A 25327-nucleotide genomic window follows, 5' to 3' on the forward strand; every position below is an offset into this window, starting at 1 on the left:
CTGGCGCTGGCGGGCGCGGCCGCGCTTGCGGCGCAGCGGCGGCAGCTGCGCCTGCGGCTGGCGCTGCGGCGCTACGGCGCGGCCGCGGCGGGGCGCGACGCGCTAGCGGCTCGCGCAGGCCGCGCGGCGGCTCCCGCCGACGCAGCCCGCGCTGCCGGCCTCGGCGCGAGCTATGCGCGCAGCAGCGCAGCAGACGCCGTACGCACCGACGCCGTACGCACCGACGCCGCACGCACCGACGTCGCACGCACCGACGCCATACGCACCGACGCCGTACGCACCGACGCCGTACGCACCGACGCCGTACGCGCCGACGCCGCAAGAGCTGTCGGCCTCAGCGCAAGCTATGTGCGCAGCGGCACAACAGCCGCGCTTATCCGCGCGGAGGAGCTGCAGCGCAGCAGCTTGATCGCAGCGGCTTACGCGCTGATCGATCTGCTGCAGCATCGCGCGGACAAAGCCGCCGCCCGCGCCGGAGCGGGACCCGCTATGCGGCGGAGCTCCTCGGCGACGCCAATATACTCGGCCGATTCTCCGCTTGACAGCTCAGCCGTGCATTCGCTTACAGTGCGCGAGCAATGCGAGGCGCTCGGTCAATGGCTCGACGACGCTCAGCGAGCGGAGCTTCGCCGTCTGATCCAATGGCTGGAGGAAGCGCGATTCGGTCCAATCGGCAAATGGCTTAACGCGCCGACAGCTGCGGAACTTACGACTGCCTGCAAGAAGCTGACGGCTCGCTCTTCCAACTCGCGGCGTGGTTTGTCCAGGCGTTCATCCTTCAGCAGCGAATAGTCCTTTCTTGGAAGTCAATAGCTTTAGAATGAAGAGCAATCGCGATTATGCGATTGCTCTTCAGCCATTTATCGCGATAGCACGAGTTCTCGCTTTTGCGTCGACTGACGAGACTTCAAGGCTGCTCGGCGAGGGAGACCCAGGTCATGAGGTCGCCCAAGCATAGACGATATTGATTCTCAAAGCGCCTGATTCGTCAATCCTGTACATGTCCATTCTGCAACATATGCGGTACACTGAATTCGCGTTATTCAAATGAGGAAAGGAGGAATAACAGGTATGCGGTTCGCAAAGCTCTTCGAAAATCGAACGATTTTTCCCAAGCTGGTCTCAACCTTCTTGCTGGCTATTGTGCCTATTTATTTAATTGGATTTATGATTAATCAGATTGGCGCTACGATTATTCGCAAGGAAATTATGTCTTCCATTGATACGCGCACGCATTATTATTTGACATCGTTTGAAACGGAAATTCAACGAATTGTTACCTTGCAAAGGCAATATATGATCGATGCCGATATTCAAAGATTAAGCACAACAGCACAGGTGCTTTCCACGTATGACAAGATGGTCATGGAGCAGAGCATTCAGAGCAAATTGCAAATTATGAACAATAGCAGCCCATTTATCGAAGACGCCCGGTTGTATGTGCCTCTAATCGGAAAGACGATTTTTCCATTCACAGATGAGGCTGGATTTCTTGATATGGATGCGGATGAGCTTGGGGAGCTGATTCGCAAGCAAGCCTCTCCTATCATTTATTACAAGGATAGGCTGACAGTGAATGTCGTATTTCCGGATCCCTCATTGCTGCAGAGCGACACGGCTTATGTTCTGCAAGTGGAATTGGATCAGCAGGCGCTAAGACGCTTCTTGGTTCAGATGACGGACTCGGCCAAGGAAAATGCCGTTTTGCTAAGCGACAATAGCTCCTGGGTTATTGACGCGACCGCCGAGAACAGCCAAATGGATGATTCGATAAGAGCTCTGTTGTCGCAGGCGACTCATCAAACTCAAACAATTGGTCAGGAGAAAATAAAGATCGGAAGCGAGGAATATTGGGTCTACTACCAGCATTCCCCGAATTTGGACGCGAACCTGGTTGTATATGTGTCGGAAAAACAAATAATGGGCTCGCTTCACGGTTATCGCAATTGGCTAGTATGGCTCTCTGCCATCTCAATGCTTGTTGTATTGCTGTTTTCTTTTTGGATTTACCGTCTTATTCGTCAGCCGCTGCGAACAATGGTTGCCGCCTTCTCCCAAGTCGAGCGCGGCGATATGAATGTTTCCATTCATCATCATCATAACGATGAATTTCAATATTTGTACAGGCAATTTAATTCGATGATTGAGCATTTGAAGTTATCCATTACGGAAGTCTATGAAACGCGCATACGCGCGCAACGCTCCGAATTGAAGCAGCTGCAATCGCAAATCAATCCCCATTTTCTGTACAATACCTACTTTATGGTTCACAGAATGGCGGGAGATCACGATTTTGACAATGTGACCAAGGCGACTCAATATCTGGGGGAATACTTTATGAACATTACCAGGAACATGCAAGATGAATGTACGCTGGAAATGGAATGGAAGCATATGACGGCTTACATTGAAATTCAAACCTTGCGTTTTTCTCCTCGCATTGATACCAGGGTCGATAAGCTGCCCGATGACTATTCGGATTTGCTGGTGCCTCGTCTCCTATTGCAACCGATTGTCGAGAATGCCTTCGAGCATGGATTGAAAAACAAAATGTACGAAGGACATATTTATATTTCGCTGCAAAGGAGAGAGAATCAGGTCATCATTGCGGTCGAGGATAACGGGGATGAGTTTACGGACGAAAAAAGGAATGATCTCGAAGAACTGCTACAAGCTGCTGACGATCATTTCGAAACAACCGGGCTGATTAATGTTCATCGACGCCTGCAAATAAAATTCGGGGAGCAATCAGGGCTTCGCCTCTCCCGAGGCAGCAAGAACGGTCTTCGAGTGGAGCTGTTGCTTCCGGCAGAAAGAAAGGAGAGCGGAAATGTATCGAATCATGGTGGTGGATGACGAGCTTTATGTTGTAAACAGTCTGGTGGGACTTTTGAAGGAAGCTGCAGAGCTGGATTTGGAGGTGTACAAGGCGAACTCGGCTTTGGAGGCGCTGGACTGGCTGCGAAGAACGAAAATCGATATGGTGTTGACCGATATTTCCATGCCGGGTATGGACGGTCATGAGCTGCAGAAGCAAATTATTCAATATTGGCCTCGCTGCAAGGTCATATTCCTGACCGGGTACAACGACGCTTCATTTATTAAAAGCGCATTCCGGCATCAAGCGGTGGATTACGTGTTAAAGACCGACGGGGACAAAGCTATACTGGCTGCAGTCGAGAAAGCGATTCAAGCTATTGAAGGGGAAATGGAAGTGAGCGGCTTGCTCATGAAAGCGGAGGAGCAAATAAACGCCATGCACGCTTTGATGCAAAGGGATTTCATAACCGAATTGCTGCTGGGCGACCGCCGGATATTGAATGGGCTTGGTACCTATTTGTCAGATTTGAACATTCCGTTGATTGCGGAAAAGCCCGTTCTTCCTTTCATCGGAAGAGTGGATGCCTGGAAGAAGGACTTTAATGCTTCGGATAAAGCGCTAATGCTGTATGCGATTCAAAATATTGCGTTGGAAACCTTCGCCGATTCGATTATTTGTTTCTCGGCGATGCTGGATCATTCTCATGTGATTTGGTTCGTACAGCCGCAAGCAAAGGAATCTGTGTTATCCGTTAACGACGACATCGAGTTGCAAAAACGTCTTTCCAGTTTTGTGCATGGTTCGTTGGATACGATACAAACGAGAAGCAATCTTTTTTTAAAGCTCCGGGTTTCCTTTGTGTCTGCTCAATCCCTCGTAGCATGGTCCGACATTCCGCCAAAAGTCGAAGCGTTGAAAAAATTATTTCATCGGGGCTTTGGCTTCGACCATGAATTGCTGCTGGTTGAGGGGGAAGCGCTCGATAATCCGTCGATCGGAGACAACCCCGAAATTCAGATGCAATTGAAAAAGATGGATACGCTCTCATTATGTCTGGAAAGCGGCAATGAACCGGACTTTTTTAGCGTGTTCGATGAAATGATGATGCTCGGCGACCCTTCCCGAGAGGAAACGCCGATTCGCATGGCCATTTATTTCCGCTTGTCTTCCTTGTTTGCTCCTTATTTAACCTGGGAGGAGCTCGCTGGAATTGTCCAGTTCGAGCGGTTTGGTTCATGGGAAGAAGTGTCCGCCCGGTTTAGAAATTTGGCAAAGTTGATTTTCGAAAAGCGGCAATTGGAGGCTGAGCATCAGAGCAGCTCCCTGGTGACAAGAATTCAAAGATTTATTCAAACGAATTTGGACTGCGATTTGTCGCTCACCCGAATTGGAGAGGAAGTGGCCTTGAACCCGTTCTACTTATCGCGTATATACAAGCAAATTACCGGTCACACCTTATCCGAGAGGATTATGGCTGCCCGATTGGAGAAGGCCAAGGCTTATTTAGGCGAGACGAATCTGAAGATTCAAGAAATTGCCTCAAAGGTTGGTTTTGAATCTCCTGCCTATTTCACCAGATTTTTCAAAAGAACAACAGGCGTAACTCCGCAAGAATACAGACAAATGTTCAAGAAGTAATAAGAAGTCAAGCAAAGTTAAAAATGTCTGATTTCACCGCGCTCTTCCATTCTGTACAATTTGAAATGAAAGCGATTTAACAAAAAAAGAGAAGGTGGACGAAGCATGAAAAGATTTTATTTCAAGAGGGCAGCATGCTCCAGCTTGCTTCTGGCGGTTATAGCGCTTGCGGCATGCACCAATCAATCGCCGCCCGAAAGCGCGACAAGCGATCCGGGACAAAACGCTTCTTCGGGGAGCGAATCGGGAGCATCGCCGTCACAGCAGAGCTCGGGGGAGCAAAGCGTGGAAGACCCGCTGGGAAAATACGATACGCCGGTTATTGTCAATGCGGCGCGCTATATCGATCCTGCGGCGCGATTTGGCAAGGATGACACGATTGACGACAATGTCTGGACACAGGAATATCTGAACACGTTAGGCATTCAGTTGAAAAGCGCGTGGACGGTTCAGGGAGCTGCGGATCAATACAATCAGAAGCTGAACCTCTCTATCGCTTCCGGAACGTTGCCCGACATGTTCGCCGCGCCGACGACGCAATTCCAACAACTTGCGCAATCCGGACAGCTTGCCGACTTGACGGACGCCTATAACCGGTATGCGTCTCCGCTCTTGAAGGAAGTGATGGATCAGGACGGGCCTGACGGCTTGGGCTCGGCTATGGTGGATGGCAAGCTGATGGGCTTGCCCCGCACGGTCCCTATGGAACACAGTGTTACTGTTCTCTATATCCGAGCGGATTGGTTGGAGAAGGTGAAGCTGGATCCGCCGCAAACGATGGATGATGTCTTCAAAATCTCGGAGGCCTTTACCAATCAGGACCCTGACGGCAACGGCAAGAAGGATACTTACGGAATGGCGCTGGATAACAGCTTGAACGATGCGTTGTTCATGTCTGGATTTTATAATGCGTTCAACAGCTATCCCGACATCTGGATCAAGGATGCGGACGGTAATCTCGTCAACGGCTCCATTCTGCCGGAAACCAAGACGGCCTTGGGTAAGCTGCAGGAGATGTACAAGGCTGGGGAAATAGATCCCGAATTCGGAACTAAAAACATGTCGAAGGCCTCCGAAGCGATTGTCTCCGGGCAAATCGGTATGATGTTTGGTCCCGACTTTGGTCCAAGCTTTCCGTTGCTGACAGCGAAAAATCAGGACCCGAACGCAGACTGGGAAGCTTATCCGATGCCGTTGACGGTCGACGCCGCTCCGGTTAAATTCAGCGCAGCCTTTCCAGTTACCAATTATTATGTTGTTCGCAAGGGATTTTCTAATCCCGAAGCTTTAATCAAAATGGCCAATTTGCAGTTGGAGAAGCATTATGGAGAAAGCACGGATCTGGATAAGTACTATCAAACACCCGCGCCGGAGTCCGTGCCTGTTTTTAAATTCTCATTCACGCAGCTGCAAAAGCTGACTCAGGTGGATACGTATAAAAACATAATGAAGGTTACGGACGGACAAATGTCAGAAGCGGAGCTGCCGCCAAGAGATCAGGTTACGTACAACCAACTGCAGGATTATAGGGAAACAGGCGATATGAATGTCTGGAATGTATACGCTTTGTTCAAACAAGACGGCGTCTGGTCGATTGTGGACCAATACTTGCAAGCTAAAGACTATCTTATGCAAAGCGCCTTCTATGGAGCGCCGACACCGACCATGATCAAAAATCAGGATACCTTGACGAAGCTGCAGAAGGATACCTTCACTAAAATTATTATGGGAGCCGCTTCGCTTGACGAATTCGACAAGTTTGTCTCCGATTGGAAGAAGCTGGGCGGCGAGCAGATTACGCAGGAAGTCAACGATTGGTATTCAGCGAATCAAAACTAGAGAAAGCATAAACATCGGGAGGGAATGCAAGAGCATCTCCCCTCCGATGCTTGCGGGATACCTTTGGAGGGAGCGGTTATGAAACACAGAACTGTAAGAAGCAATCGGGAACTCCCGATGCATTTGATGCTACTCCCGGGAGTCATTCTTGTGCTCATTTTTTCGTACTTTCCGATGGCCGGGATCGTTATCGCGTTTCAAAACTTCATTCCGTCGCTTGGCTTCTCCAGGTCGGAATGGGTCGGATTAGACAATTTTCGCTATGTATTGAGCTTGCCGGACACGCTGCAGGTGTTCTGGAATACGATTTATATTTCCGCATTGAAGATTGCCGCGGGATTGGCTGTGCCGGTTACGGTTGCATTGCTTCTGAATGAATTGGGGAAGAAATGGTTCAAGGGATTGATGCAGACGCTCATTTATGTCCCGCATTTTTTATCCTGGGTCATCCTGGGCGGTATCCTGATTGATGTTCTATCTCCGAGTCAAGGTCTTGTCAATCAGGTTTTATCCCTGTTTGGGTTCGATCCGATTTACTTTCTTGGGGATAACAGCTGGTTTCCCAATACGCTGATTGTGACGAACACGTGGAAGGAATTCGGGTTCGGTACGATTGTGTATCTGGCTGCTTTGACCGGTTTGAATCCCAATCTGTACGAAGCGGCGATGATTGACGGGGCGGGCCGCTGGAAGCAGACGCTGCACATTACATTGCCGGGAATCATCCCCGTTGTTGTGTTGATGGCCACGTTAAGCTTGGGACATGTTCTGAACGCCGGATTCGATCAAGTTTTCAATTTGTACAGTCCTGTTGTTTACCAAAGCGGAGATATCATTGATACAATGGTCTATCGCATCGGTTTGGTACAGGCGCAATTCGGTGTGGCAACAGCCGTGGGATTATTGAAATCGGTTGTTTCGTTTCTCCTAATCTCCGTTTGCTACTGGCTTGCATACCGATTTGCAAATTATCAAATCTTTTGAGAGTAGGGACTTCAGATGATTGGAAATTCATTGAGCAGGAAGCTGTTTATTACCTTCAATTATATATTTCTTGCTCTTCTGGCATTGCTTTGCATCGTTCCGATCATTAACGTGCTTGCCGTATCCTTCAGCTCCAGCGCTGCGGCGAGTGCGGGACTTGTGAAGCTGTGGCCTGTCGATTTTACGCTTAGATCTTATCAATATATTTTAACAAAGCCTGATTTCTTTCAAGCGCTGGTCATTAGCCTGGAACGAGTGGCGCTGGGAACGCCGCTCAATCTTTTTTTGGGCTTGATTATTGCTTATCCCTTGTCCCAAAAAAAAGAGAAGTTCAGATACAGAACAGTATATGTCTGGTTTTTCGTCATCACAATGCTGTTCGGAGGCGGATTAATTCCGGAATATATTGTTGTCAAAAATACCGGCATTATGGATACGCTTTGGGCTTTAATTCTTCCTCATGCCGTCGATGTATTTAACGTCGTATTGATTCTTAATTTTTTTCGAACCATTCCCGCGGAATTGGAAGAGTCTGCATTCATCGACGGAGCAAGTCATTGGACGACGCTATGGCGCATTTATGTCCCGCTTTCCTTGGCGGTTATCGCTACGATTACGATTTTCTCCGTAGTCAGCCACTGGAATGCCTGGTTTGACGGGTTGATTTATATGAACAATCCCGAGCATTATCCGGTATCCACCTATCTGCAAAATATGCTTGCTTCTATTAATCTCAGCTCGGTGGATTTTACGCAAGCGCAGGATTTGACGGAGGTGTCGGACCGCACAGCCAAATCCGCACAAATTTTTGTCGCGGCGTTTCCCATTTTGCTGCTATATCCTTTCCTGCAAAGGCATTTCGTCAAAGGGATGCTGCTTGGCAGCGTGAAAGGATAGAGAAGGCAACAAGCGGGATAACGAACCGAAATTGAGGAGGTTGATGATATATGAAATTTTTTAAGAAGGGAACCAAGCCTTATCTTCTTCGCATCGTCGTTTCCCCTGTCCTTGCTTTGATCGTTTCCATTAGCTGTTTCAGCTTGCCGACTAGCTACGCCTACTATCAGGATGAGCTTGGAGACAATGTGTTCGGAATTACGTCCATAGGTCAGCCGCAATCGATTGTATTGCAATCGCCCGGATTTGAAGACGGCTCCAGTGCGACGGCATGGACGACGGGCGGCGGTTCTCAGTACAATTTCGCGCTGGACAATATGGCGGGGCGCAATGGAGGCACAGCCGCAACCATTGAGTCTCCCGCGGGCACTGCGCCGGGCTTTCCCTTCTACTCGCAGGATTTAACCGGGTGGTCGGTTGGCATGCCGATTGAATTCGGAGCCTGGATTCGTACGGAGGTCGAGGATACCAGTCCGGCAGGCGCTTATCTTGCGGTCAGCTATTATGACAGCAGCGGCAGTCGAATCGCGTTCGACCAGTCCTCGGCGCTCAAGGGCTCGATGGATTGGACGTATGTGAAGGCCGTTGGGATTGTTCCGCAAGGGGCGGTTACGGTAAAGGTCAGATTTCTGTTGAATGGCACAGGAAAAGCGTATTACGACGATGCCAACGTATCCGTCTATCCTCAAGCGGATGTGCCTCAGGCTGTCTACGCGAGTCAAGTGCAGCTGAACGTAGCGGGCAGTCCATCCAACTCCGATTTGCTGGGATTTGGCACGGAGATCAATCCCTTTACATTTGCCTATGACGGATTAACCGCTGCGGACAAGCAGATGATTTTCGATCGGCTTTCGGAGATCCGCCCGGCTTGGGTACGCGTTTTTGTCGATACGAGTTGGTGGGTGACCGATACTGGATATGATTTCACCTCGACGATGGCCAGCGCATTGCTGGAGGATTTGCAGATGTGCAACGACCTGGGGGCAAAAGTGAATTTGGTTATGTGGGAGCCAACCGAGCTGAGAACGAGCGCCATCATTGCCGATCAAATGTCAGCGCTGCTTCTCTGGCTGCAATCACAAGCTGTGAACGTGGCCGCTTTGACGCTTTATAATGAGCCGGATCATGTCTATCCGGGAACGTCCACAGAGTATGTCGATATGTACGATGTGATGAAGCAATCCCTTCAAACGAACAATCTGACTCAGATCGAGCTGATAGGCGGCGATGTCGGGGCGAACGACGGCTACTTGGATATGGTTGCGCCGCAATTGAACACAAATGTAGAGATGTTGTCGTATCATCAGTATGTTCCTTATAAAAAATCATTGCTCAAGCCTGTTTTTCGTGCCGCGCTGGCGGCCAAAACCGCGGCAGACAATGGCATTCCGGATATGTACGGCTGGGAATCGAATTTGACGGGCGGACAAGGCGCCGGCGGTGGCTTCTCGCCGGGGGTTGATTCTGTGGACGGCAAGCTGTTGCCGGATCGCTTCTCCTCCGTATTGAAGTTATCATCTTATATGCTGCAGGCTTTGGCATCCGGCGTTAAAGGCTTATCGTATTGGGAGGCTTTCGAAATGAGCTATTCGCCCGATCCCAATGATCTGAATTGGATTATGCATTTTGGAATGTGGTCGCACAAGACCGACGACTTCACGCTTCGTCCGGCTTATTACGGCTTTCAACTGCTGTCCGGCTTTATCGATCCGGGTGCAAGCATTACGAGTCTGACGGATGCATCGGCCAATCATACGCTATTGTCCTATATGGTGGATAATCCGGACGGTACGCATGTTGTTTATTTGGTCAATCCATGGGATCAGCCTGTTGAGGCAACGGTAGATTTCGGTAATGCATGTTACAGCAGCGCAAATGCCAAACAATATGTGTTCGAAGCATCCGCTGTCGCAGATGCCATCGGGGCAGAACAATTGAGTCTGGACGAATCTGCCGTGACCTTTGACAACGGCCTATTGATTGACACATTGCCGGCGGAAAGTATGGCGGTTATCCTCCTTGATGATCAGCCGCCGGTAACGACGGCGACGGCCGCGAGAAAGGAAGGGGCGCATGAAGGTGAAAGCAAGACAGTAAAGGTTGAGTTTCATGCCGATGACGGTGCGCACGGATTTGGCGTTAAGCAGATCCAGTACAGCTTGGGCCATGGCTGGACGACTGTTGCAGACGAGGAAGACACAGTGTACGTGAAAACTCGAAAAAATGTCTTGAACATCCGTTACCGTTCCATTGACCATGCAGGAAACGTGGAGAACGTCAAGCGCCTGATCGTCAAAGTCGATAAGCTTCCCTCTGCCTATGAGGATTGACTCTTTTGAAGTAAAGGGCAAACCGGTTCTTCCTTTCCTTAGCAAATGGAATCGGCACAGCTATGTGGCCGAGCGGTCCTTCGATCTGGAGCCCTTCGAGCTTCCTGCCTCTGCTACAAGCGGCTCGCCGGTACTCTTTACCGATGATCTGTTCATCGGGTTTATGAATGACGAGTTCGGCGGACGGTTCCATTATGACGGCGAGCGTACGGTCAAGGCAACGTACGGCGAGAATCAACAGCTTTTTGTGCTGGAGGGTAAAGCTCCGTACGAGGCCTGGAGCTTGTACAATGAAGCAGTCTTGTCGAGACAAGGGGTGAGTCCGGGGAAGAGAAGCGTGCCATTGTATCGAACCATGGAATATTGTACCTGGGTAGAGCAAAAGGCGATGGCGACTGAGGGCGGGGATTACACGTCGATTTTGTCGGAGAGCTTCGTGGAGTCTTATCTGGAGCGATTGGAGCTATTGCATTTGCCCAAAGGGAAATTCACGATCGATGACGGCTGGTATACACGGCATAGTGCCGGCGGCAGCGGCACGATTAGACCCAATGAACGATTTCCCGATTTGAGGCGCATGGCGGGAACGATCCGTCAAGCGGGGTATGAACCGGGGATTTGGCTTGATCTGGGCTGCGTGTCTCCGCTTTCCGATTACTACCGGGCGAACCGGAATCAGGTGAAGCCGCATACCTACTGGGGGCAAACGGAAACGGGTCAGTCGCAGCCGTTCTGTCAGGCTATACCCGGCACGGCGTTTCGAGAACAGGTATATGATGTTTTTGTCAGATTGATTGATGCCGGGTTTGTCAAGTTTAAAATCGACATGCTGTACGGCAACAAACGCGAGATGAAGGAATTAATGCGAATCGTATACGAAACGGCGCATGGCATTCGTGACGATATCGAAATTGAGGCTCATATTCCCGACCTGTTTGTTTCCAGATACGCTGACGTTGTGAGAACCAATGATGTCCTCATTGCAGAAGGAAGGGACTGGATGCGGCAAACCTTGGCTTATTGGACCGTATGCTGTCACTCTGCGCCGAACAAGTGGTTGAATCTCGATCACATCGGAGGGAATGATCCTAAGATCGGAGAACGGGAATTTCTGACTCATTTGAATATGTTTCGGCAAAGGCCGGGTTATCCCGTGCTCAGCCTGCTGCCGGATCGGTTCTCGCGACAGGCGCAAGAGCAGGTTCGGGACATCTTGAAGGAATACGACAAGCATAAAATGGATGAAGGCTGGTTTTCGCGAATTCCGGAGGAAATCGGAAATTAGCAATACCGCGTTTGCAAGGCGCCCGCAGGCATTTCGCTCGGGCGCTTTTCTTCTTATCTAAAGCCAAATTTTCACCTTCTCCTTGACATAGATGGAAGGGGAGAGACCTGTCACTTTTTTGAACACTTTATTGAAATAAGACTGCTCGCAATAACCGAGGAAATCGGATATTTCGCCTATGCTCATCTGCGATCCGGCGAGCAGGTCGCAGGCGACTGAAATACGAACCTGATGCGCATATTCCATGACCGTCTGCCCGGTTGCTTGTTTGAATATGGCACTTACATAATTCGGCGTCTTGCCGACATAACGTGACAGCTCGTCCATCGTCAGCGTACCTCGGTAATGCTGGAGAATATACTCTTGAAGCTGAACGACGATTCCGTAAGCTTTGCCGGGTATCGACATGCGATCGGCTTCCTCTGCAAGCGTAGCCAGCAGCTCCAGCAGTATACTGTGACAGAAGGCTCGAGTGTGCGTCGATTTGCGTATCCAATGCTGCGTTAACAGGGAGAAGCGATGCCTGATATAATCGAAATTCGTCAGCCTGGCCATATGGAAGGTTCCTTCCGATAACAGGGGCGTTTCGTCCTCCAGGCCTTCGTTTTGGAAATGGGCGACATACATTTCATGCGGCTCCCGGGAAGGATTGACGGCATGCCGAATGACGCCCTGAGGAACGAAGAGCATGTCTCCCTTGGACAAGAAGCAGGTCCTGTTCATGATCGTATATTCAAGCGATCCTCGTGTCATGAGCAGCAGAATATGATTGGTTGTCAGCGCTTCGGGGACTCTCCAGACCTGCTGGCTTTGCGGGTCCGTTTCGCAGTGTTCGAAATAAATGGCAATCGGTTTGATCATTTTCCGAGGTCTCCCTTCCGTTCTCCGTATTGTAGCATAATCGTAGAATGACTCCAATAATGATTGCTCTGTTCATTGAATATAATGCTATATTTATCTACCATATAGAGAGAATTATTATAAAAAATGCGGAGGGATATGAACATGCTTCAAAGACTAAAAGCAAGAACGGCGAATATCGGTTTTTTTGCTGTGGGTCACGCTGTTTATTGGGATCAGTTCGAAGGGCTGCTTGAGCAATTGATGGGTTATCATTCTGAGTTGAGGGAGCTGCTGGAGAATAATGAGGTCGTGGTGAAGGACTACGGAATGATTGATACAAGCGAAGGAGGATATGCTGCGCTCGAGCAGATGAGAGGGGATGGTCTGGACCTGTTGTTCTGCAATATGATCACCTACGCCACCTCCTCGACCTTTGCCCCGATTCTCAGAGGAATGGATGTTCCGATCGTTCTGCTCGCGCTCCAGCCGCTCGAGGCGATGGATTACACGAAGGCGAGCACGTACATGCAGCTGGCGAACGACAATATTTGCTCCGTGCCGGAATTTACGAACGTGGCAGTACGAATGGGGAAAAAGGTTGACGACATTATCATCGGTACGCTTTATAACGATACTGAGGCACAGGAAGAGATCAAGTCGTGGTGTGATATCGCCAAGGTGCTCCATGACTTGAAAGGGGCGCGTCTGGCTCTGATGGGCCATGTGCTTGAGGCGATGTATGATATGCATGCCGATCCGACCGCTATCTCGGCCGCATTCGGCGTTCATGTTCCATTGCTGGAGATTGACGATGTCGTCCGTCTGTACGAGACCGTGACGGAATCGGAAATTGCGGTCATGAAGGAGAAGATCGTTCAAGAGTTCGATATGCCGAATCCGGTCAGCGATCCCGTGACGATGAAGCTGTCGGAAGCCGATTTGCAGCAGGCTGCTCATTCGGCAGTAGCGCTGAACAAGCTGGTGGAAGCGTATAATCTGACAGGACTGGCTTACTATTACGAAGGACTGGAGGGTTCATTGCAGAGAAGGATTGCCAGCTCATTTATTGTAGGCAATTCCATGTTGAACGCGCAAGGCGTGCCTATGTGCGGCGAATACGACATCAAGACGCTGCTGGCCATGCTGATTATGGATCGACTGGATATCGGCGGCAGCTTTGCGGAGTTTCACCCCTTTGATTTCAAGGAAAACTTTATTCTTGTCGGACATGACGGCCCCCATCATATCGCGATTGCGGACAGCAAGCCGATTTTGAGGAGTTTGGTCAAGTATCACGGAAAGCCGGGCAGCGGCGCCTCTGTGGAGTTCAAGATTAAGGAGGGGCCGATTACGATGCTGGGTATTACGCAGACGGAGAAGGGATTCAAGTTCGTCATCGGAGAGGGGATGTCGCGCAAGGGAGCAATTCCGCCGACTGGAAATACGAATACGCGCGGATTTTTCGAACCGAATGCGAAGGCGTTCGTGAAGGCATGGGCGATGGAGGGACCGACCCATCATTTCGCGCTCGGAATCGGGCATCATGCGCAGACGCTGCACAAGATCGCCGGCGTTCTCGGAATCGAAAGCGTGATCGTGAAGCCGTCCGGACGAGAGTAAAGAAAAGGAGGATGTCCGCAGAGATGAAAGCTATGAAGAGTATTACACTGGAGATGAGCCTGAAGCCTTTCAAAAGCATGGAAGCGCCGGATGTGGAGGCGGTATGCCAAGCCTTGTTCAGTCAATGGCGCCCGTTGCTCAAGCACGCCGACACGGTCAAAGTGATGCTATGGGCTTCCGACGGATCGGAAATTTTGGAATACGATCGCAACCTGGACAAGGAAATGGAATGGGCGAAATACATTGGCGGCGCCAACCCGCGGGACAAGCGGGCGCTGAAAAACGATCCGGACGGCGTCGGGCTTCATGCCCGAAGCTATTTGTACATGGCAGAACCGCCGTTTCTGACTTACCGCATTTTTCGGAAGATCGTGGAGACGATTAAGCGGATTGGCAAAGAGACGCTCTCGAAGAAGATTTTAGTAGGAGCGACCTTCGACCCCGGTCCCGAATTTGCCAAATCTCCGTTTAAATATGAGCGGCATGCCGAGATTTTGAGAGGCGTTTCAATGGGGCCGAACAGCTTTGTTTGCTGCTACAGCGTGCTTCACGCCGATTCGAGAAGCTACGCCGGATTCCCTGACGGCATTCCGGAGGGAACGCCGTTTGGGACCTTCTTCGGAAGACAGTCTCAACTGTTTTTGCAGGATATGGGCTTCGATTATTTGTGGCTGTCCAACGGCTTCGGCTTTGGCACGGAAACCTGGGGAACGACCGGTGCGATTTACGATGGGGAGAGCTTTTATCCGGAGAAAGTGAAGAGCGTGAAGAACGACATTCTGATGTTTTGGCGGCTGTTTCGCAAGGAATGTCCCGATATGCCGCTCGAAACGCGAGGGACAAATTTAACCGCCGGCATTGATCTGTCCACGGACGGAGTGCCGCTGCGGGATATTTATGAAGGGAAATTCGGAATCTTGCCCCCGCCGAACTCGCCATGGGCTGCGCTCGACGGCGATTTCGGACTGGAGTTGACGGGCTATATGTCCAGAATTGCGGAGCTTCCGGAGGGCGACGATTATTTGTTCCGCTTCTATCCCCATGATCCGTGGTGGATGAACAGTCCGTGGCTCGACCGATATGAAGGCCAACCGCATGATATTTATTTGCCGCTCGCAGTATCGAGAATGAACGGCAACGGTGAGGTAATCAATCCGAATCATCTGAATCTGCTGTCGATCGATAATAGCCTGGGCGATTTGCCGGATCAGGTTGCGAACGAGGTCATGCCTCATTTGCTCAAGGCAACCTTGCAACAACCCGACGCGCCATCGCCGTTGGTGTGGGTATACCCGTTCCGGGAGTACCACGAGGCGGCGGCAGCCGATGAACCTGATGTAGCTCGTCCGTTTTTCCAGGATTGGTTCATCCGCGGCGCAATTAATCAGGGGCTTCCTCTAAGCACAGTCGTATCAACCGATAATTTTGCGGCTTCGGTGAGCCGCTTTCCAGAGCTGTATAATGGCTCCATTCTGGTGTCGCCGGTTCCCGACCGGGACAGTGAATGGGAAGCCGCGCTGCTCGGATGGATGGCCAAAGGAAATAAGGCGGTGCTCTACGGATCCGTCCGGCATGCCGGAAATAAGCTCCTGAAAGCGCTCAATTTAACTTCGACTTCACCGCTTGACGGGGAGTTGGATGTCCAGAATCGCCTCTCCCTTGACGAACTGCGAGGCGGGGCATGGCCGAAGCGGATTCTGCATCGTCCGGAGCTGTCCGATGGAGGCATTGATACGGTTCTACAGGATGAGAACGATGGTCATACGGAGGTTGCGGCAATAGTCGGTCGAGGCAGCAACCGTAGAATTGCCGCGCTGATCCGGCGTCTTCCCGAATGGCAGGGAGGCGGGCTGGCATGGGTGCGCGGGACCAATGGCAACCGCTACGAGGAAGGAAGGCACTTGCTGGTCCCGGACGACGCTGCGCAATATTTCCCTGCAGAAAGTCTGCTGCGGCTGATCCTGACGCAATTCGGCATCGTTGTCCGTACGGTAAAAGAGGAACCGGGTACGAAGGATCCGGTTGTGATGGTGCATCGAAATAAAGGCGGTTTTTATTTCTCCGGTTACTCGCCGGATACGACAGCGGATCTGAAGCTGCAGTTTCCGATGGGAGCCCCCCTGTTGATGGGCTGGGAAACCAGGCTCGAGGAAGGCTGCTCCGTTTATCGTCTGCCGCGCGCCTGGGAGGCTGAATGCCGCGTGTTCGTCGGGCAGGAGGAGCGTTCATTGCTAAGCTGCAGGATGATTCCGCCCGCCGGGCATGATGTGAAAAGACGCATTCAAGTTTCGGGACTCAAGGATGCGGATGTGGTCTTGTTCCCGGAAACCGGATTCGAAGAGGATACGAGAGTGACATTGAACGCTCAGCCTCCTTTCGTTACAGGCGAGCCATTTGATTGCAGATTGACTGATACCCCATGGGGGAAAGCGTTCGTTATACACGGCGTCACCGGAAATTTAGTATTCGCCACTCCACTTCCGGAGCAACCGCCGGTTGAAGCTGAGAAGAAAGGCGGGCGGATGCAATGAGCGGACAAGAGGACTTGCAGGTGCTCGAGACTCGGTTATGCGAGCTGATGCAGCCGTTTTGGAAATCAAGGGTTATGCATGATGAGTCCGTGATAGCCGTTGCAGAGAAGGGAAAGCCGGGCAGCGCCCGGCTCTTGTTCCGTCCAGAGCGTATTCTGTCTGTGCGAAGCTATGCCCGGGATGTCGAATATCGAGAAGGTGTGGATTGGGTAGCAGAAGACGGTATGCTCCTGTTTCCGACAGGTTCGCGAATAGAGCGATTGACTCGGAATGGTCTGTATCCGCCGGAAGAAATGGAGAAGGCAACCGTTCCGAAAGCAGGGGGAGGATACTTGTTAAGCAATAAACAGTCGATCCATCAGCACCAATTGGCGGTAAGCTACGTTCATTCGGGCACGGAGTGGAGGGGGCCGGTTCCCGGATTTGCCGGCAACCGTCTTCGCAACACAGTGGAGAAGCTGAGGACGGGCCGTCCGGTTACGATCTGTTTGTATGGAGACAGCATATCGGCCGGATACGATTCGAGCGGAATATTGAATCTGCCGCCGTATCTGCCGAATTGGGGGCGAATGCTCGCCGGGGAGTTGCGGCGGGTTTACCGTACGGACGTAGAGTTGCACAACCCTTCTGTCGGCGGCAAATCGGCGGACTGGGGGCTGGCGAATGCACGCGAGCTTGTCGCTGTTCATCAGCCGGATCTGACCATTCTGGCGTTCGGGATGAACGATGGAACCGGGAGGGTGCCGCCAGTAGATTTCCGGCAACGAATAGAGGGGATAATGAAGCTGATCCGGGTCGAGCATCCGCTAGCTGAGTTTATACTTGCGGCTCCAATGCTGCCCAATCCGCTAGCCATGCTGCCCAAGGATCCGTCGATAAGCTTCCTTGGCGAACAAAGAAGCTATCGGGCAGAGCTGGAACGGCTGGGCACCCAACAAGACGCCGTTATGATGGACATGACCTCTGTACACGAAGAATTGCTGAGACACAAGCCGTATTGGGATATGACCGGGAACCATATCAATCACCCGAACGACTTCCTGAGTCGTTGGTATGCACAGACGGCTGCCGGTTTACTGATAGAGGATGCAAGCGTGTGTGCCAATCAAATTGATTAATATCGGGCAAGAACCATAAAAACATCCTGTTTCGAAGGGACATTCCCCCCCTCTATAATATAGATGAAGCAATACAATTGAGAGAAATGAGGGGAAGCAATGAGAGTCAGAAGAACGGGTTTGATGTTGTTAATCATGCTGATGGCGTCCATGTTTGCGCTTAGCGCTTGCAGCAATTCGAACGAAAACGGAGCGAATTCTATCTCATCGGACAACGCAACCGGTCAGACAGGTAATCAGACAAACAGTCAGTCAAACACCAATGAACAAGATCAGTCAGGCCAATCAGGAGAGGCCGCGGCGTCCGACCCGCTCGGGAAATACGACCCGCCAATCGAGGTGTCGACGGTCCGTGCCGTGAACCAAACGTTCAAATACGATCCCGGCAAATCGCTCGACAATAATATTTGGACGGATATTTTCAAGAATCAATACGGGATCACGGTCAAGAATGATTGGGTTGTGGATGCGTCGCAGTATGATCAGAAGCTAAACATCGCGATTGCATCCGGGCAAATTCCCGATTTTCTGCTTGTCAACCGGGAACAGATGATGAGGCTGTATGAATCCGATCAGTTGGAGGATTTGAGCGATATCCTGAAAACTTATGGTAGCGATTACATGAAGGAGCTTTTGAATCAGGATCAAGGCACCGCGTTGAATGCGGCTACCTTCGACGGCAAGCTGGTCGGCATTCCGCAGTTGCCGGTGAACGGCGGCGTTTCCTCGGGAGAGATGATCTATCTTCGATACGACTGGTTGCAAAAGCTGAACCTGCCGGAGCCGAAGACGATCGACGACGTGGTCAAGATTGCGACTGCTTTTGCAAAGGACGATCCGGACGGAAACGACAAAAATGATACGAACGGTCTCGGTGTCAACAAGGATCTATTCAGCCAGCACGGTTCACTTAAAGGATTCTTCAATGGCTTCAATGCTTACCCGCAAATTTGGGTGAAGGAAGACAGCGGCAAGCTGGTGTACGGTTCAATTCAGCCGGAAATGAAAACGGCATTGGAAAAGCTTCATGCGATGTACGCCGATGGCGTGATTGATCAGGAGTTTGCGGTCAAGGACTGGAATAAAATTAAAGAAGAAGTCGGGTCGGGCAAGGTGGGACTCGCTTACGGAACGGTAGCCGATGGCGGGTATATCGAAAAGGTGAACAAGGATAACGACCCGAATGCCGATTGGCGGGTGTATCCGATCGCTTCCCTGGACGGCAGCTCGGCAAATCCGCAGCTTAATGACACCGCCAACCAGTTCTACATCGTGCGCAAAGGAGCCGAGCACCCTGAAGCGGTCGTGAAATTAGGCAATATTTATTTGCAGCACTATTACTTGACCAACTATGCACCGGATCCAAATCCGTTCATAAACCGGGAAGGCATCTTCCCGGCCAAGTACGTTCCGGTTATCATCGATCCGATGAGCGTGAACCTCGATGCCTTCCGACAGGTGCAGGACGCGCTAGCCAAGGGAGACGGCAGTCAACTCGGTTTCCCGGCAAACGTCCACTACGACCGGTTGACCAAATACGCCGCAGGGGATCAAAGCATGTGGTTCTCTAATATGGTGTTCGGCGAGTTGGGCTCGTTCAGTGTCATCGATTACTATGACAAGAACGGAATGGGCGTCTATAATCAATATCAGAAAGCCGCTACGCCCACCATGTCGGATAAACAATCGTCGCTGGAAAAGCTGGAGCTTGAAACATACACCAAGATAATCATGGGTCAATCGCCGATCAGTGAATTCGATAACTTCGTCAAGCAATGGAAGAAGCTTGGCGGAGACAAGATAACGGAGGAGGTCAACGCGGACGCTTCCTAATCGTATACCGTCATTTTTCGGCCAGAGAAGGCGGGGAGACTCGCCTTCTTCAATCTTTTTTAAGGAAGGATAAACCTCAGATGCTGCGCAAAATAAAGCGAGTCGAATTCCCCTTGCACCTCATGCTGATTCCGGGGCTGCTGGCGATATTGCTGTTTAATTACATTCCGATGGTTGGCATGACGATTGCCTTTCAGGATTTTATGCCAGCTAAAGGCTTGTTTGGATCGAAGTGGATTGGCTTGGAAAATTTCAGATACATGATGGAGTTGCCCGATTTCTACCAAATCCTCTGGAATACTGCTTTTATCGCCCTTATGAAGATTATCGCCGGTTTGGTTGTCCCGGTCACGATCGCTATTCTACTGAATGAAGTTCGAAAAGAGTTTTTCAAGCGTTCCATTCAGACGCTGGTTTATTTGCCTCACTTCCTGTCCTGGGTCATATTGAGCGGCATACTGATCGATATTTTGTCTCCTGGTCAAGGTGTAGTCAATCTGTTTATTCGTTGGCTGGGCTTTCATCCAATCTTTTTCCTTGGGGATAACCGCTGGTTTCCCTTTACGCTGGTCATCTCCAATGAATGGAAGGAGTTCGGCTTTAGCACGATTGTCTATTTGGCGGCAATCGCCGGGATCAGTCCCTCCCTGTATGAAGCGGCGATCGTGGACGGAGCCGGTCGCTGGAAGCAAACGCTGCATATCACACTGCCTGGAATGGCGCCGATTATCGTGTTGATGTGCACACTCAGCATCGGCAATATCCTGAACGCAGGGTTTGAGCAAATATTCAATCTGTACAGTCCGGTCGTCTATGAAAGCGGCGACATTATCGATACGTTCGTTTACCGCACCGGTTTGATCGATGCGCAGTACGGACTAGCCACAGCGGTTGGTTTAATGAAATCGGCCGTATCTTTCATTTTGATCTCAATATCCTATTTCATGGCGTATCGATTTGCCAACTATCGGATTTTTTAAGGGGGAGTTCCATGTGATTGGGCAATCATCCAGAGCTTATCGGTTGTTCCAAATCTTCAACTGTGTATTTCTGATCTTCCTATCCGTCATCTGCGTGCTGCCGCTTATCCATTTGTTTGCCGTTTCGCTAAGCTCCACTGCAGCTGCCGAAGCGAACAAAGTATTCCTCTGGCCGGTGGATTTCACGATGAAATCGTATGAGTTCGTGCTGGGACAATCGGCCTTCGTCAAGGCACTGCTAATCTCCTTGGAGCGTGTACTGCTGGGAGTGCCGATTAACATGCTGCTGACGATTCTTGTCGCCTATCCGTTATCCAAAGAATCCTCGGAGTTGACCGGCCGCACATGGTATGTCTGGCTATTCGTGTTCACCATGCTGTTTCAAGGCGGGATCATTCCGCAGTACATGACGATGCGCATGCTCGGTTTGCTCGATACGATCTGGGTACTGGTGCTGCACGCTGCCGTTCCGGTTTTTAATGTCGTTATTCTATTGAATTTTTTTCGAAATTTGCCGAAGGAGCTTCAAGAAGCGGCGCTAATCGACGGAGCGGGCCATTGGCGGATCATGTGGCGAATCTATGTACCCTTGTCAGCGCCTTCAATCGCAACAGTAACGTTATTCACCATCGTGATGCATTGGAACGCTTGGTTCGACGGCATACTGTTCATGAATTCTCCGGATCATTATCCTTTGCAAAGCTATCTGTATACGGTGGTAGAGAGCATGGAGACGCTGGTCCAGAGCTCCACTGACCTCGATGCTTTGCTGGAGGTTTCTGATCGTACCGCTAAGGCGGCGCAGCTTTTTGTCGGGACGTTGCCGGTTCTGCTCGTCTATCCGTTCCTGCAGCGGCACTTCACGAAAGGGATTGTCCTGGGCAGTGTAAAGGAGTAGCATGTTAGAACAGCAAGGACTTTCAGCCCGGGGAGGAGAATGACGATGCGCCCGATTTGGAAACGCAAGCGTTTTTCCATTTTCAGCAAGCTGGTTCTGACTTTTCTGATTGTGATGGTTCCGTTTTATTTGCTGGGGATTTCGATGACGGATAAGGGCAAACATCTTGTTGGCATGGAGCTATCCAAGTCGCTTGAGCAGCAGATGCAATTTTATCTGGTGTCGCTGGAGACTGAAATCGAGCGCATGACCGCTCTGCAGCGGGAGTTTATCAATGACGAAGATTTGGACACGCTGGCCATGCTTCCGGAGAAGCTGACGACTTACGAGCGTCTGACAGCCGTCAACCGTCTTCAAGCAAGGTTGAATCTGATCAAGGAATCGAGTGCGTATATTGTGAATGTCAATGCGTACATCCCTTCCATTTCCAAAGTCGTCTCTTCCAACGCATCTGTGAACCCGTTAGACTCCGACAAGCTCGAAGAACTGAAGGCAGCTACTTTTCAATCGATTCCTCCCTTGTACAATGAGGGTAACGATTTATTTATTCGCGAATATTACCCCAGTCCGTACAACCTGGATTTGAAAAATCCCAGCTTCGTTCTGGAACTGCAAATTTCAACCCTGACGCTTGACCGCTTTCTTGAACAGTTGCCGGGGAACAAGGATGGCGGTGCGGTATTCATGCACGGGAATGCCTTGATTGTAAGCGATAAGCACAAGGCCGTGTTCGACAAAGTGATGGAGGACTTGAATCAATATTTTGCTTCTCCCGCAATCATATCGCAAGACCCGTATGGGGAGAACAGGCAACCACAGATTCAAACCCGAACCTTGATTTTGAATCATGAATCCTATTTGACCGTGCACTTGTATTCGCCGGAGTTGGACTCGCATTTGATCGTCTACGTGCCGGAGAACAAGGTCATGGGACCGCTGCAAAAGTACCGGACATATATGTGGCTCATTTCGGTTCTCTCGCTTCTGATCATTCTGTTGTTCGCTTATTGGATCTACAGAATTATTCACCGGCCGTTGCGCAAGCTGGTCCGCGCATTCCGTAAAGTGGAATCCGGCGTTATGCAAGCTGGTATCCAGCACAACAGCAATGATGAATTTCATTATTTGTACGAAAGATTTAACGCTATGGTAGACCATCTAAACAAGCTGGTATTCGAAGTGTACGAGCACAAAATTAACTTGCAGCAGTCCGAGCTAAAGCAACTGCAATCGCAAATCAATCCACATTTTCTCTATAACAGCTTTTATTTGCTGTACCGCATGACTCGGGCGCAAGATATCGAGACGGCGACACGTTTTACCCGTTTTTTGGGCGACTATTATCAGTATATAACGAGAAATGGCAGCGACGAGGTGGTGTTGGAGGAAGAGATCCGTCATGTCCGAGCGTACACGGAAATTCAATCGATTCGTTTCGGCGGACGGATTCAGGTTGCCATTGAGCCAATTCCCGAAGATTGCAGTACGATCATTGTACCGCGGCTTGTGCTGCAACCCATTGTAGAGAATGCTTACCAGCATGGATTTGACGGGGAGTTGTCGGAATACAGGCTGGAGATTCATTTTGTTATGGAACGGTCGTCCGCAGGCGAACCGCTGCTGGTCCTTCAAGTGAAGGATAACGGCATCGGCCTATCAGAAGCCGAATTACAGGAGTGGCGCGGTAAGCTGGACAACGCTCTTCCCGTCTATGAAGTTACGGGGATTTTGAACGTGCATCGCCGTCTTCGGATGAAATACGGTGGGGCGGGGGGTATTCGTCTGAATCGGGCGGATATAGGGCTTGAGGTTGCGTTGCTGATCCCTTGCAGCAATCGAACAGCTTGACGCAGGCCGAGAATACGTCGAAGGAGGAGAAGAAGCATGCTGCAATTGCTTATCGTGGATGACGAACAGCTCGCGGTCGACTATTTAATAGAAGCGCTGGAAGATTGGCCGGATTTCCCGATGACGATTACCAAAGCGTATTCCGGCAAAGAGGCCTTGGAAAAGATCGAACACGCGAAGGTGGACGTACTGTTGACCGATATCCACATGCCGGGCATGAACGGTATGGAACTGGCAGAAGAAATCAAGCGGCGATGGCCGAGATGCCGCGTCATCTTTCTGACGGGTTACAATGACTTCGATTACGTCCAGTCAGCGCTGCGCAAGGGTGGGGTCGATTACGTGCTGAAGACGGAAGGGGACGAGATGATTGTACGAGCGCTGAAAAAGGCGGTTGCCTCGATCGAGACGGAGCTGGGCAAGGAAGAGATTTTGCAAAAGGCAAGGCAGCAGGTGCATCTGGCTCTTCCTTTTCTCAGGCGGGAGTACTTGACCGAATTTCTATTGGGAGGAGAAGTGGAGATTCAAGCGGCGCGACGGAACCGGTTCAAGGAGTTGGCAATTGATCTGGAACCAGAGCATTCGGTGTTTGCCGTTCTTGGAAGAATCGATGATTGGGGGAGCTTCTCCTCTCCGTCGGATCACCTGCTTCTCTCCTATTCCATTCATAATATTGCGGAAGAGTACTTCCGCGAGGCGTTTCGCTGTGTCTCCTTCTCGTATGATCAAACCCGATTGGTCTGGTTGCTTCAGCCGCCGAAGGAACTGCAGCAGGAGGAAAGGGTACAGGATATGCTGGAGAGATGTACGGAGCGTATTCAGTCGGCTTGCGGCAGCTTGTTGAAAATCCCCGTTTCCATTGCGTGGTCTTCGCAGCCGTCGGAATGGGAAGGGGTGGCCAATCGGCTGGAGAATTTGAAAATGCAGCTTGCCTTTCGTATGGGCTCGGGCGAGGCCATGCTTGTAAGCGATGAGATGAATGAGTCGGCTAAGCTGCGTTCGAGTCGGTCAGCAATGGAAATCGGCCGATTGCGATCAGCCGTTCATAAACTCGATCTGCTTGAATCGGTTTTGGACGACGGCAATAGAGATAAGTTCGTCGGACTGTATGACGAATGGTTTGAAGTCGATCTGGCGGTTATTTCCGATCAGGGAGACAAGTGGTTCGGTCTCGAAATTTTTTCCCGCATCTCGGCATTTTTCCTGACTTATATGAATAAACGCGGATTGTTCGCGAATGTTGGCATTGGCACGGAGTTTTCAACGGACAAAATTTACAACCCCGACCGGCATGCGAATTTGCAGGAAATGATTCGGTTTTTCTCTGACATGGGGATTCGGATTGCCGAATATACCGATCGCAGCCGGATTGAACGGAGCCATGATGTGATCCGACGCGTTCACGAATACATCCATCAGTTCTTGCACGAAGAGCTATCCTTGACGAAGCTGGCGGATTTGGTCTATCTGAGTCCGCCCTATTTCTCCAGATTGTACAAGCAGGTTACGGGGAAAGGGTTATTGGAGTATATCAACGAAACAAGAATTCAAAAAGCCAAGCTGCTGCTGAAGACAACGGATAAGAAAATCAATGAAATCAGCGTGGAGATTGGATTGGAGTCGGCTTCGTACTTCACCCGTCTGTTTCGAAAGAAGAACGGGGTTACACCGCAGGAATACCGGGATAGCAGCAAGGGGATGGAAACGTTCTAAGAAAGGACGGTTTCCTTCGAAGGGCTCTTTTACAGTAGAAGGATTATCAAGTCAAATTCAAAGCGGTAGAATCGACACAGAAGCAGAATAAAGCGAATAGTCATTCCTCATAAAGCAGAATGGATCTATTAGAATGACCCTGTTTCCGC

The 25327-nt window shown here is 50.6% G+C and carries 17 protein-coding genes; 16 read left to right on the forward strand and 1 reads right to left on the reverse strand.

What is annotated here, in order from left to right:
• Positions 1–348 precede the first annotated feature (348 nt).
• The 8 genes from HFP08_RS09010 to HFP08_RS09045 all read left to right on the forward strand — a co-directional run bounded on the left by HFP08_RS09010 (position 349) and on the right by HFP08_RS09045 (position 11794).
• Positions 349–792: a hypothetical protein gene (locus HFP08_RS09010; RefSeq protein ID WP_168120270.1), complete on the forward strand. Its 444-nt coding sequence runs from the start codon at positions 349–351 to the stop codon at positions 790–792.
• A gap of 279 nt (positions 793–1071) precedes the next feature.
• The gene (locus HFP08_RS09015; RefSeq protein WP_168120271.1) at positions 1072–2856 is read left to right on the forward strand and encodes a sensor histidine kinase; all 1785 of its coding nucleotides are present in this window, start codon (positions 1072–1074) and stop codon (positions 2854–2856) included.
• The gene (locus tag HFP08_RS09020) at positions 2831–4459 is read left to right on the forward strand and encodes a response regulator (protein WP_168120272.1); all 1629 of its coding nucleotides are present in this window, start codon (positions 2831–2833) and stop codon (positions 4457–4459) included. Before HFP08_RS09015 ends, HFP08_RS09020 begins: the two co-directional genes overlap by 26 nt.
• Positions 4460–4564: 105 nt before the next feature.
• Entirely contained in the window at positions 4565–6298 is a 1734-nt protein-coding gene (locus HFP08_RS09025) for an extracellular solute-binding protein (RefSeq protein WP_168120273.1), read from the forward strand.
• 78 nt (positions 6299–6376) lie between these two features.
• Positions 6377–7282, forward strand: coding sequence for an ABC transporter permease (locus tag HFP08_RS09030; RefSeq protein WP_168120274.1), 906 nt, complete (start codon positions 6377–6379; stop codon positions 7280–7282).
• A 15-nt stretch (positions 7283–7297) separates the two neighbouring features.
• Positions 7298–8179 (forward strand): carbohydrate ABC transporter permease, encoded by an 882-nt coding sequence (locus HFP08_RS09035; protein ID WP_168120275.1) that lies wholly within the window; start codon positions 7298–7300, stop codon positions 8177–8179.
• 50 nt (positions 8180–8229) lie between these two features.
• Positions 8230–10509 (forward strand): hypothetical protein, encoded by a 2280-nt coding sequence (locus tag HFP08_RS09040; RefSeq protein WP_168120276.1) that lies wholly within the window; start codon positions 8230–8232, stop codon positions 10507–10509.
• A complete protein-coding gene (locus HFP08_RS09045; RefSeq protein WP_168120277.1) occupies positions 10499–11794 on the forward strand; it encodes an alpha-amylase family protein in 1296 nt (431 codons plus the stop codon). The genes HFP08_RS09040 and HFP08_RS09045 overlap by 11 nt, the downstream gene beginning before the upstream one ends.
• 57 nt (positions 11795–11851) lie before the next feature.
• Here HFP08_RS09045 and HFP08_RS09050 read toward each other — a convergent pair whose 3' ends face one another.
• Positions 11852–12655, reverse strand: coding sequence for a helix-turn-helix domain-containing protein (locus HFP08_RS09050; RefSeq protein ID WP_168120278.1), 804 nt, complete (start codon positions 12653–12655; stop codon positions 11852–11854).
• 144 nt (positions 12656–12799) lie between these two features.
• Here HFP08_RS09050 and HFP08_RS09055 point away from each other — a divergent pair, with 144 nt between their 5' ends.
• From HFP08_RS09055 to HFP08_RS09090, 8 genes are all read left to right on the forward strand, one after another.
• Positions 12800–14257: an L-fucose/L-arabinose isomerase family protein gene (locus HFP08_RS09055; RefSeq protein WP_206109212.1), complete on the forward strand. Its 1458-nt coding sequence runs from the start codon at positions 12800–12802 to the stop codon at positions 14255–14257.
• A gap of 23 nt (positions 14258–14280) precedes the next feature.
• Entirely contained in the window at positions 14281–16788 is a 2508-nt protein-coding gene (locus tag HFP08_RS09060) for a hypothetical protein (RefSeq protein ID WP_168120280.1), read from the forward strand.
• Positions 16785–17906 (forward strand): SGNH/GDSL hydrolase family protein, encoded by a 1122-nt coding sequence (locus tag HFP08_RS09065; RefSeq protein WP_168120281.1) that lies wholly within the window; start codon positions 16785–16787, stop codon positions 17904–17906. Before HFP08_RS09060 ends, HFP08_RS09065 begins: the two co-directional genes overlap by 4 nt.
• Before the next feature lie 99 nt (positions 17907–18005).
• Complete coding sequence (locus HFP08_RS09070) at positions 18006–19739, forward strand: extracellular solute-binding protein (RefSeq protein WP_168120282.1); 1734 nt, start codon at positions 18006–18008, stop codon at positions 19737–19739.
• 80 nt (positions 19740–19819) lie between these two features.
• A complete protein-coding gene (locus HFP08_RS09075; protein ID WP_168120283.1) occupies positions 19820–20719 on the forward strand; it encodes an ABC transporter permease in 900 nt (299 codons plus the stop codon).
• A 13-nt stretch (positions 20720–20732) separates the two neighbouring features.
• Positions 20733–21617, forward strand: a complete 885-nt coding sequence (locus HFP08_RS09080; RefSeq protein ID WP_168120284.1) for a carbohydrate ABC transporter permease — start codon at positions 20733–20735, stop codon at positions 21615–21617.
• A gap of 45 nt (positions 21618–21662) precedes the next feature.
• Positions 21663–23465, forward strand: coding sequence for a sensor histidine kinase (locus HFP08_RS09085; protein ID WP_168120285.1), 1803 nt, complete (start codon positions 21663–21665; stop codon positions 23463–23465).
• Between the two features lie 36 nt (positions 23466–23501).
• Positions 23502–25178, forward strand: a complete 1677-nt coding sequence (locus tag HFP08_RS09090; protein ID WP_168120286.1) for a response regulator — start codon at positions 23502–23504, stop codon at positions 25176–25178.
• Positions 25179–25327: the final 149 nt, after the last annotated feature.

It is taken from the genome of Paenibacillus sp. HB172176, from assembly GCF_011947265.1.
Taxonomy (GTDB): Bacteria; Bacillota; Bacilli; order Paenibacillales; family Paenibacillaceae; genus Pristimantibacillus.

What these genes read in the sequence shown, in the direction of transcription:
- HFP08_RS09015 (WP_168120271.1), top strand. Translation starts at nt 1,072, where the DNA reads ATGCGGTTCGCAAAGCTCTTCGAAAATCGAACGATTTTTCCCAAGCTG.
- HFP08_RS09020 (WP_168120272.1), top strand. Translation starts at nt 2,831, where the DNA reads ATGTATCGAATCATGGTGGTGGATGACGAGCTTTATGTTGTAAACAGT.
- HFP08_RS09025 (WP_168120273.1), top strand. Translation starts at nt 4,565, where the DNA reads ATGAAAAGATTTTATTTCAAGAGGGCAGCATGCTCCAGCTTGCTTCTG.
- HFP08_RS09030 (WP_168120274.1), top strand. Translation starts at nt 6,377, where the DNA reads ATGAAACACAGAACTGTAAGAAGCAATCGGGAACTCCCGATGCATTTG.
- HFP08_RS09035 (WP_168120275.1), top strand. Translation starts at nt 7,298, where the DNA reads ATGATTGGAAATTCATTGAGCAGGAAGCTGTTTATTACCTTCAATTAT.
- HFP08_RS09040 (WP_168120276.1), top strand. Translation starts at nt 8,230, where the DNA reads ATGAAATTTTTTAAGAAGGGAACCAAGCCTTATCTTCTTCGCATCGTC.
- HFP08_RS09045 (WP_168120277.1), top strand. Translation starts at nt 10,499, where the DNA reads ATGAGGATTGACTCTTTTGAAGTAAAGGGCAAACCGGTTCTTCCTTTC.
- HFP08_RS09050 (WP_168120278.1), bottom strand. Translation starts at nt 12,655, where the DNA reads ATGATCAAACCGATTGCCATTTATTTCGAACACTGCGAAACGGACCCG.
- HFP08_RS09055 (WP_206109212.1), top strand. Translation starts at nt 12,800, where the DNA reads ATGCTTCAAAGACTAAAAGCAAGAACGGCGAATATCGGTTTTTTTGCT.
- HFP08_RS09060 (WP_168120280.1), top strand. Translation starts at nt 14,281, where the DNA reads ATGAAAGCTATGAAGAGTATTACACTGGAGATGAGCCTGAAGCCTTTC.
- HFP08_RS09065 (WP_168120281.1), top strand. Translation starts at nt 16,785, where the DNA reads ATGAGCGGACAAGAGGACTTGCAGGTGCTCGAGACTCGGTTATGCGAG.
- HFP08_RS09070 (WP_168120282.1), top strand. Translation starts at nt 18,006, where the DNA reads ATGAGAGTCAGAAGAACGGGTTTGATGTTGTTAATCATGCTGATGGCG.
- HFP08_RS09075 (WP_168120283.1), top strand. Translation starts at nt 19,820, where the DNA reads ATGCTGCGCAAAATAAAGCGAGTCGAATTCCCCTTGCACCTCATGCTG.
- HFP08_RS09085 (WP_168120285.1), top strand. Translation starts at nt 21,663, where the DNA reads ATGCGCCCGATTTGGAAACGCAAGCGTTTTTCCATTTTCAGCAAGCTG.
- HFP08_RS09090 (WP_168120286.1), top strand. Translation starts at nt 23,502, where the DNA reads ATGCTGCAATTGCTTATCGTGGATGACGAACAGCTCGCGGTCGACTAT.